At 73.9% G+C, this 10368-nt stretch carries 4 protein-coding genes and 1 pseudogene; 3 read left to right on the top strand and 2 right to left on the bottom strand.

Annotation, left to right across the window (positions count from 1 at the left end):
- A pseudogene (locus VFZ92_RS21270) lies at positions 1-223 on the top strand (TetR/AcrR family transcriptional regulator); the annotation flags it as partial.
- A 51-nt stretch (positions 224-274) separates the two neighbouring features.
- On the opposite strand, the gene VFZ92_RS21265 reads toward VFZ92_RS21270, so the two are convergent.
- Positions 275-781 (bottom strand): hypothetical protein, encoded by a 507-nt coding sequence (locus VFZ92_RS21265; RefSeq protein WP_330877750.1) that lies wholly within the window; start codon positions 779-781, stop codon positions 275-277.
- Positions 781-2016, bottom strand: coding sequence for an FAD-dependent monooxygenase (locus VFZ92_RS21260; RefSeq protein WP_330877749.1), 1236 nt, complete (start codon positions 2014-2016; stop codon positions 781-783). The genes VFZ92_RS21265 and VFZ92_RS21260 overlap by 1 nt, the downstream gene beginning before the upstream one ends.
- A gap of 232 nt (positions 2017-2248) precedes the next feature.
- Between VFZ92_RS21260 and VFZ92_RS21255 the strand changes: the two genes are divergently transcribed.
- Positions 2249-8476, top strand: a complete 6228-nt coding sequence (locus tag VFZ92_RS21255; protein ID WP_330877748.1) for an SDR family NAD(P)-dependent oxidoreductase — start codon at positions 2249-2251, stop codon at positions 8474-8476.
- Positions 8455-10368: type I polyketide synthase (locus tag VFZ92_RS21250; RefSeq protein WP_414719966.1), on the top strand; the 1914-nt coding region annotated here is incomplete at its 3' end. The genes VFZ92_RS21255 and VFZ92_RS21250, both read left to right, overlap by 22 nt.

Below are 10368 nucleotides of genomic sequence, written 5' to 3'. Positions count from 1 at the left end.
CGACCGGCTCCGCGAGCACGTGTGCGACACCTACGTGGCCAACCTGCGGAAACTGGTGGACGGACCCGACGCCGACCTCCGCGCGGAGCTGTTCAGCGCGTGGCTGCTGGGGATCAGCGTGGTCCGCTCGGTCGTGCGCGGGGACGCGCTGTCGACCACCACCGCGGCCGAGGTGTCGCCCTACTTCGACCAGGTGGCGGACGTGCTGCTCGGCAGGTCGTGACGGGACGCACGTCGTCGGGCGCCCCGCCACGGTCCGGCCCGCCGGAGCGGGTCAGACGACGACGGTGCTGGCGAGCACGGGCCCTCCGGACGGCAACGTGCAGGTCAGGGTCGTGCCGATCCAGATGCTCATCGTGAACGTGCCCGGCTTGAAGGTCACCACGCCGGTGTTCGCGACCGTGGCCGTCGCCGACCCCGGTCCGAGCAGCATCGGCTGCCCGATCGGCACGGCGACGGCGTTGGTGAGCCCGGTGGCGGTGACCGACCCGCTCCCCGCCCCGCCCAGCACCACCTGCATCTGCCCGGCGATGCCGCCCGCGGGGATGTCGGCGGGCGCGGGCTTCGTCGCCGAGACGGTCAGCGCGATGGGCTTGCCCTTGCGCACCACCGCGGGCGCGGTGACGGACACCGAGTAGGTGAGCAGCACCTCCTCGGACCCGGCCTCCGAGCAGGTGAAGACGACGGCGGCGGTGTTCGCCGAGGCCGCTGGCGGGGCCACCAGGCCACCCAGCGCGGTCATGGCCAACGCCATCGGCAACAGGACAGCGGAGCGCTTCATCAGGTGAGTCCTTCGATCTGGTTCTCGCCCGCCGCGCGCGTCGCCCTGGACGCGGGCAGCAGGGCCTGGACGATCCGCCCGCCGGTTCGGCTCGCGGCGGTGCGGACGACCGCGCGGCGGATGAGCCGGGCGGAGTTGGTGGCGGGCAGCAGGAAGTGCTTCGCGAAGTGGGCGCTCTTCTGGTGCTTGGTGACCAGCGGGCGCAGCCGGTGCTCCCAGGTGCCCAGCGCCGCCGCGATGTTGTCGCCGTGCTCGACCAGCAGCGTCCCGAGCAGGTCGCCGCCTGCGATGCCCAGCGACGAGCCGAACCCCGAGTACAGGGTGAGCGACCAGGCCGAGTCGCCGAGCAGCACCACCCGGCCGCGGCTCCAGCTGCTCAGGTGGATCTGACTGATCTGGTCGAACAGGGTGTGCTCCGCGCGGTCCACCGCGTCGAGCAGGTCGGGCACCGGGCCGCCGAAGTCGGAGTAGACCTCGCGCAGCGCCACCGACGGCCGCTTGCGGGCCTCCGCGGCGGGCCACGGGTGGCAGTACATGAACATCGCGACCGGGTCGTGGTCGTGGAAGGCCTGCACGGCTACCGACCGCCGGGTGTCCACCACCAGCAGGTTGTCGCCTTCGCGCAGCCCCTTGACCGGTCGGTCCAGCAGGCACGCGGCGATCACGTGGTTGAAGTCGCGGCGGTAGAGGTCCTCGGGGCCGAACACCTGCTCGCGGACCGCCGAGTGCAGCCCGTCCGCCCCGATGACCAGGTCGAACCGCTCGGTCGTCCCGTCGGACAGGTCCACCTCGGCGTGTCCCCTGCCCTGGCGGACGGCGGACGGACCGGCGCCGAAGCGGATCTCCACCTTGTCGTGCAGCGCCTCGTACAGGGCGTTCTCCACGTCCCCGCGCAGCACCGTGTAGGAGGAGGCCGCCATCGGCATCATCATCGCGGCGGGGTTCATCCCCGGCACGAGCCTGCCCCTGCGGTCCATCTCCAGGAACCGGCCGTTCGGATCGGCGCGGTCGCGGATGTCGTCGAAGATCCCGAGCCGCTTGGCGGGCTCGAAACCGTCGGCCATGAAGACGGTGAAGTAACCACCGGTTCGACGGGTGGGCGACCGTTCGACCACCAGCGGCTCCCACCCGATCTGCCACAGGCGCAGAGCGGTCGCCATACCGGAAATCCCCGCCCCGACGACCAGGGCGCGTTTCGGCCGCACCGGTGCTCCGGTGCCGTTCGGTGCAGTCATGTGTTCGGGCCTCCGGGCCCACCTGGCGCGGCGGGTTGATTCGGCGGTTTCAGATCGCACAATTACCGTAGCGCCTGTGGACGCACTTTCGCAGTAGGGTTCGAATAATTCAGGGGATAGTCGAACTAGGGGCCGGCGACCCACAATTAGGGGTGCGGCGTAGGGGTATACCCGCCAGATCCCCGGACAGTACGTTAGGACCGCCTCTTCATACCTGACAACTGGGTGGGACATGACCGAGGATCAGAAGGTCGTCGAATACCTCAAGAAATTGACGGTAGAGCTCTACAAAACTCGTGGGCAATTGCGCGCACTGGAACAGGAGCGCACCCAGCCGATCGCCGTGACCGCGATGGCCTGCCGTTTTCCGGGCGGGATCACCAGCCCCGAGGAGTTCTGGCGGATGCTCGCGGCGGGCGGGGACGGTTATGGCCCGTTCCCGGACGACCGGGGTTGGCCGCTGGCGGAGATCCACGACGACGACCCTGACCGGCGAGGCACGAGCTATGTCCGGGAAGGCGCTTTCCTCCGCGGTGCGACCGAGTTCGACGCCGCGTTCTTCGGCATCTCCCCGCGGGAAGCGTCCGCCATGGACCCGCAGCAGCGGGTGGTGCTGGAAACCGCGTGGGAGTGCCATGAACGGGCCGGTCTACCGCCTTCGGCACTGCGCGGCAGTTCGACCGGCGTGTTCCTGGGCATCAGCGGGCAGGACTACGCCGGCCTCGCGGCCGGTGCGGCGCAGGACGTGGAGGGGCTCGTCGGCACCGGGACCGCGGGCAGCGTGCTGTCCGGCCGGGTGGCCTACACCTTCGGCCTCGAAGGACCGGCGCTGACCATCGACACGGCGTGCTCGTCGTCGCTGGTCGCGATGCACCTGGCGGCCGAGTCGCTGCGCCGCGGCGAGTGCGACAGGGCGCTCGCGGGCGGGGTGACCGTGCTGTCGACCCCCGGTCTGTTCGTGGAGTTCAGCAGACAGCGCGGGTTGGCCCCGGACGGTCGCTGCAAGCCGTTCGCCGCCGCGGCCGACGGCACCGGCTGGGGCGAGGGAGTGGGCGTGCTCCTGCTGGAGCGCCTCGCCGACGCCCAGCGCGCGGGCAGGCCGGTGCTGGCGCTGATCCGCGGCAGCGCGGTCAACCAGGACGGCGCGAGCAGCAGGCTCAGCGCACCGAACGGTCCGGCGCAGCAACGCGTCATCCGCGCGGCGCTGGCCAACGCCGGGCTCACCACCCACGACGTCGACCTCCTCGAAGCCCACGGCACCGGCACCCGCCTCGGCGACCCCATCGAAGCCCAGGCCCTGCTCGCCACCTACGGGCAGGGACGCCACCCGGACCACCCGCTGCACCTCGGCTCGGTCAAGTCCAACATCGGCCACACCCAGGCCGCCGCGGGCGTCGCGGGCGTCATCAAGTCGATCCTGGCGCTGCACCACCAGACCGTGCCGCCCACCCTGCACGTCGACGCCCCCACCCCCCACGTCGACTGGGCCGCCGGCACCATCCGCCTCACCACCACGACCCACCCCTGGCCGCGCACCGACACGCCCCGCCGCGCCGCCGTCTCCTCCTTCGGGATCAGCGGCACCAACGCCCACCTCATCCTCGAACAGGCGCCCGACCCGGCGGAGCGCGTGGAGCACACCGGCGTGGTGCCCTGGTGCCTGGCGGCGAAGTCCCCCGGCGCGCTGCGCGAGCAGGCTCGTCGGCTGCGGGAGCACGCGCCCGAGGCCTCCCCCGCCGAGGTGGCGCACACGCTGCTGTCCCGCTTCCCCGGTTTCGCCCACCGCGCGGTGGTCTTCGGCGAGTCGACCGAGGACCTGGCGGACGGGCTGCTCGCCGTGGAGAACGGGTCGGGCGCTGTGGTGGGAGAGGTGGCCGCCGGCGGTCTCGCGTTCGTCTTCAGCGGGCAGGGCAGCCAGCACGAGGGCATGGCCCGGTCGCTGCACGCGACGTCCCCGGCGTTCGCACGGGCGCTGGACGAGGTGTGCGCGGAGCTGGACCGGTTCGTCGACACCCCGGTCAAGGAGGTGCTGTTCGGCGCCGAAGGCCTGCTCGACCAGACCGGCAACACCCAGCCCGCGCTGTTCGCGGTGCAGGTGGCGCTGGCGCGGCTGTGCGCGTCCTTCGGCGTGCGACCGGACTTCGTGGCGGGCCACTCCGTCGGTGAGATCGCCGCCGCGCACGTGGCCGGGGTGCTCACGCTGCCCGACGCGTGCGCGCTGGTCGGCGCCCGCGCCAGGCTGATGGCCGCGCTGCCCCCCGGTGGAGCGATGGTGTCGGTGCGGGCGGGCGAGACCGACGTGCGGTCGCACCTGAGCGCGACCGTGGCCGTCGCGGCGGTCAACAGCGCGGACTCCGTGGTCCTGTCCGGCGAGGAGGCCGCGGTGCTGGCCGCGGCGGAGGAGCTGCGGGCGGCCGGACGGCGGGTCAAGCGCCTGCGGGTCAGCCACGCGTTCCACTCACCGCTGATGGACCCGATGCTCGACGACTTCCGCGCCGCGGCGCGGGCCCTCGCCTACGCGAAGCCCGAGATCCCGTTCGTGTCCAGCACGACCGGCGCTCCGACCGAGGACCTGGACGCCGAGTACTGGGTGCGGCACGTGCGCGAGCCGGTCAGGTTCGCCGACGCCGTCATGGCGCTGGCGGAGGCGGGCACCTCGACGTTCGTCGAGGTCGGCCCGGACGCGACGCTGACGCCGCTGGTCACCGATCACCCCGCGATCTCCTTGCTGCGCAAGGGGGTCGACGACACCGAGCAGGTGCTCACCGCGCTGGGCACGGCGCACGTGCGGGGCGTCGCGGTGGACTGGTCGCCGCTGGTCCCCCGGACCGGGATCACACCGCTGCCGACCTACCCGTTCGAGCGCGGGCGGCACTGGCTGGACCAGGTCCCCGTGGCGGGCGACCCGCGCCGCGCCGGACAGGCGGAGACCGGGCACCCGCTGGTGACCACGGCGGTGGACCTGCCGGACGGCGGCGAGGTGCGGACCGGCAGGCTCAGCCTTGCCGACCAGCCGTGGCTGGGCGACCACCGGGTGCACGGCGTCGCGGTCCTGCCGGGCGCGGCGCTCGTCGACCTGGTGTGGTCCACCGGGGTCGACCCCGTCGCCGAGCTGACCCTGCACGCCCCGCTCGTGGTTCCCGAGCGGGCCGAGGCCGTGCTCCGGGTCAGCGTCGCACCACCCGGCGGAGGAGGTGCGCGCGACGTCGCCGTGCACAGCCGGGTCGGTGACGGCGACTGGACCCTGCACGCGTCGGCCACCACCTCACCCGATGCCGGTGTCGGTGTCGGTGTCGGAGTCGCACTGGACCGGTGGCCGACGGGGACGGCGATCCCGGTGGACGGCCTCTACGACGGACTCGCCGCCCGAGGTCTGGAGTACGGGCCGGTGTTCCGCGGCGTGCGCGCCGCGTGGCGCGACGACCGGCACGTCTACGCCGAGGTCGACCTGCCCGAGGGCGTCGACGCGACGCCGTACGGGCTGCACCCGGCGCTGCTGGACGCCGCGCTGCACGTGCTCGCCCTCGCCGGGGTCGAGCGGGAGGGCGCGGCGCTGCCGTTCTCCTTCACCGGCGCGGCCCTGCACGCCACGGGCGCGCACGCGCTGCGGGTCCGGGTGACCCCTCAGGGCCCGGACGGGATGGCCATCGCCCTCGCCGACGGCACGGGAGCGCCCGTGGCGACGATCGAGTCGCTGCGGCTGCGACCGGTGACCGCGGACCGGCTCGGGCCCGCGGGCGGCGGGCGGCGGGACGCGCTGCACAAGGTCGTGTGGAAGCCGCTGCGGGAGGTGGTGGAGCCACCGGCCGACGCCGAGTTCACCGAGGTGCGGGCCGGGGAACGACCGAGCCCCGGCACGTCCGGAACCGTCCTGCTGTTCGCCGAGGACGTGACCGGGCACCTGGAGTTCCTGCGGGAGTGGCTGACCACCCCCGAGTTCGACGACGTCCACCTGGCGGTGGTGACCGCGAACGGCGCGGCCACCGACGCGGACCGCGAGGTGGACCTCGACGCCGCCCCGGTGTGGGGCATGACCCGCGTGGCGCAGGCGGAGCACCCCGGCAGGCTGACGCTGGTGGACCTCGACGGGTCCGGCGCCGACCTGGTGCGCACGGCCGTCGCCACGGCGCGGGCGACGGGTGAGACGCAGGTCGCCGTGCGCGACGGCGTGGTGCGGGCACCCCGGCTGGTCCCGGTCACCGACTCGCTGCTGCCGCCGGAGGGCGTCCACCGCTGGCGGTTGGCGCAGGACGAGAGCGGCACCCTGGACGCCCTTCGGCTGACGCCGGTCGAGAAGACCGCCCTGGCCCCGGAGGAGGTGCGGGTGGCCGTGCGCGCGGCCGGGGTGAACTTCCGCGACGTGCTGATCGCGCTGGGCACGTACCCCGGCGAAGCGGTGATGGGCGGCGAGGCCGCGGGCGTCGTGCTGGAGATCGGCTCGGACGTCACCGGACTCGCGGTGGGCGACCGGGTGACGGGCGTGTTCAGCGGCGCGTTCGGACCGGAGGCGACCACCGACCACCGGATGCTGGCCCGGATGCCGGGGTCGTGGTCGTTCACCGAGGCCGCGGCCGTGCCGATCGCGTTCCTCACCGCCTACTACGGGTTGCGCGACCTCGGCGGTCTGCGCGAGGGGCAGGCGGTGCTGGTGCACGCCGCGGCGGGCGGCGTCGGCATGGCCGCGGTGCAGCTGGCCCGGCACTGGGGCGCGAGGGTGTACGGCACCGCCAGCGAGGGCAAGTGGGACGTGTTGCGCGACAACGGGTTCACCACGGAGCACATCGCGTCCTCGCGCACGCTCGACTTCGCCGACCGGATCATGGAGGCGACCGAGAGCCGCGGTGTGGACGTGGTGCTCGACGCGCTCGCGGGCGAGTTCGTGGACGCCTCGCTGCGGCTGCTGCCGCGCGGCGGGCGGTTCGTGGAGATGGGCAAGGCCGACGTGCGCGACGCCGCACGGGTCGGGGCCGAGCACCCCGGCGTGGAGTACCGGGCCTTCGACCTGATCGAGGCCGGGCCCCGGCGCATCGGCGAGATGCTCGCCGAGGTGCTGGCGCTGTTCGAGTCGGGCGCGCTGCGGCACCTGCCCCGCACCGACTGGCCGGTGCGGCGCGCGCCCGACGCCTTCCGGCACATCGGCCAGGCGAAGCACGTCGGCAAGAACGTGCTGGTGCTGCCCGAACCTCCAGGTCCACGGGGGACGGTCGTCGTCACGGGAGCCGGAGGGGCGTTGGCCGGGCAGCTCGCCCGGCACCTGGTCGTCGAGCGCGGGGTGCGGCACCTGCTGCTGCTCAGCCGGACCCGGCCGGTGGCGCTCGCCGAGGAGCTGTCGGCGTTGGGCGCCGAGGCGATCCCGGTGGCCTGCGACGTGGCCGACCCCCGCCAGGTGGTGGACGCGCTGGCGCTCGCCCCGCCGGACCACCCCGTGCGCGAGGTCGTCCACGCGGCGGGTGTGCTCGGCGACGGCGTCATCACCGGCCTGGACCCCGCGCGGCTGCGGGACGTGCTGCGCCCCAAGGCGGACGGCGCGCTCGTGCTGCTCGACGCCGTGCGCGACCTGGACGTGGCGGCGGTGACGTTCTACTCCAGCGCGTCGGCCACGCTCGGCGGGGCGGGGCAGGCGGCCTACGCGGCCGCGAACGCGGTCCTCGACGCACTGGCCCACAACGCCGGGGTGGCGGGCCTGCCGGTCACCTCGGTCGCGTGGGGGCTGTGGAAGGGCTCCGGCATGGGTTCGGGGCTCGCCGACGCCGACCTGCGCCGGGCGCGGCGCGGCGGCGTGCTCCCGCTGGAACCCGACAGGGCGTTGGCGCTGCACGACGTCGTCCGCGACTCCGTGGACCCGCACGTGCTCGCCGCACCGGTCGACACGACCGGGCTCGACCCCGACAGCGCCCACCCGCTGCTGCGCGACCTCGTGGCACCGGGTCGCAGACGTGCCGCGGCTCCGACGGGCCGGGACACCGGCGCGGGCGAACGGCTGGCGGCGATGCCCGCCGACGAGCGGCGGCGGGTGGTGACCGACCTCGTCCGCACGCACGTGCGCGGCGTCCTCGGGTACGGCGACGAGGACTTCGACCCCGGACTCGCGTTCAGCGAGCTCGGGTTCGACTCGCTGACGTCGGTGGACCTGCGCAACCGGCTCACCGCGGCCACCGGGCTGAAGCTGCCCGCGGGGCTGGTGTTCGACCACCCCACCCCGGCGGACCTGGTGGCGCGGCTGGTGGCCGACCTCGCCCCGGACGACGCCGGTGTCGACCCCGCCGAACGCGAGTTCCGCGAGCTGCTGGCGCGCATCCCGCTGTCCCGCCTGCGCGCGGCCGGGCTCTACGACCGTCTGGTGCGCTTGGACGGCGACGAGGCGCCGTCCCAGGCCGGAACGCAGGACATCGACTCGTTGGACGTCGCCGACCTGGTCCGGCACGCCATGGGCGACCGATCACCACGGAGTGCACGATGACCATTGACACCGACCGGATCGTCACCGCCCTGCGCACGTCGCTCAAGGAGAACGACCTCCTCCGCGAAGAGGTGGAGCGCGCGTCCGAGCCGATCGCGGTGGTCGGCATCGGCTGCCGGTTCCCCGGCGGCGTCGGGTCGCCGGACGCGTTGTGGCGGCTGCTGGTGGACGGCCGCGACGCGATCGGCGAGTTCCCCGCGGACCGCGGGTGGGACCTCGACGCCCTGTTCCACCACGACCCCGACCACCCCGGCACGAGCTACGCCCGGCAGGGCGGTTTCGTCGAGGACGCGGCCGGTTTCGACGCCGAGTTCTTCGGCGTCTCGCCCCGCGAGGCGCTGGCGATGGACCCGCAGCAGCGGCTGCTGCTGGAGACGTCGTGGCACGCGATCGAGGACGCGGGCATCGACCCGACCTCGTTGCGCGGCACCCCGACCGGGGTGTTCATGGGCATGAGCGGCCAGGACTACGCGTCAGCTTCGGACTTCGCACTGCCCGACGGGCTCGAAGGGCACCTAGCCACGGGCACCGCGCCGAGCGTGCTGTCCGGGCGGGTCGCCTACTCGCTCGGCCTGGAGGGTCCCGCGCTCACCGTGGACACGGCGTGCTCGTCCTCTCTGGTGTCGCTGCACCTGGCCGCGCGGGCGCTGCGCGGCGGGGAGGCCACGCTGGCGCTGGCGGGCGGCGTCACGGTGATGACGACGCCGAAGGCGTTCACCAGCTTCAGCAGGCAGCGCGGGTTGGCGGCGGACGGGCGCTGCAAGGCGTTCGCCGCGGACGCCGACGGCACCGCGTGGGGCGAGGGCGTCGGTGTGCTCGTGCTGGAGCGCCTGTCCGAGGCGCTGCGGCACGGCCGCACCGTCCTCGCGGTCATCCGGGGCAGCGCGGTCAACCAGGACGGCGCGTCGAACGGCCTCACCGCCCCGAACGGGCTGGCGCAGCAGCGGGTCATCCGCGACGCGCTGGTCTCCGCGGGCCTGGAGGCCGACGAGGTCGACGTCGTGGAGGCGCACGGCACGGGCACGAGGCTGGGCGACCCGATCGAGGCCGACGCGCTGCTGGCCACCTACGGCCGGTCGCACAGCCCGGAACGGCCGCTGCTGCTGGGCTCGGTCAAGTCCAACATCGGCCACACCCAAGCCGCCGCTGGGGTCGCGGGGGTCATCAAGTCGATCCTGGCCCTGCGCAACGGGATCGTGCCGCCGACCCTGCACGCCGGAACGCCCACGCCCCACGTCGACTGGAGCGCGGGCACGGTGGTGCTCGCCTCGGAGGCGGCGGACTGGCCCGACACCGGCCGTCCGCGCCGGGCGGGCGTGTCCGCGTTCAGCATGAGCGGCACCAACGCCCACGTCATCCTGGAGCAGGCGCCTGTCCTCGAACCGACGCCGGTCGACCCCGCGGCGGACGGCCCGGTGCCGGTAGCGCTGTCGGCCCACTCCCCCGCCGCTCTGCGTTCACTGGCCAGGAGCCTCGGCGACCTGCCCGACCTCCCGCTCCACCCGGTCGCCCACGCCCTGGGCCGAGGACGGGCCGCGCTCCGGCACCGCGCCGTCGTCGTGGCCCACGACTCCGACTCCTTGCGCGACGGCCTCTCAGCGCTGGCGGAAGACCGACCCCACCCCGATCTCGTCACCGGTTCGGTCTCCCACGACCGCGGCGGCCTGGTGTTCGTCTTCCCCGGCCAAGGCTCCCAATACCCCGGCATGGCCGCCGCACTCCTGAACACCCACCCCGTCTTCACCCGAGCAGTCGAAGACTGCGACGCCGCCCTGTTCCCCATCACCGGCTGGTCCGTCATCGACGTCCTACGCCAATCACCCAGCGCACCACCAGCCGACCGCGTCGACATCGTCCAACCCGCACTGTTCACCGTCATGACCGCACTGGCC

This window comes from Umezawaea sp. (assembly GCF_036375055.1).
Lineage (GTDB): Bacteria > Actinomycetota > Actinomycetes > Mycobacteriales > Pseudonocardiaceae > Umezawaea.
Note: the sequence above shows the minus strand (reverse complement) of the source record. Positions and strands in the feature narration are given on the sequence as shown.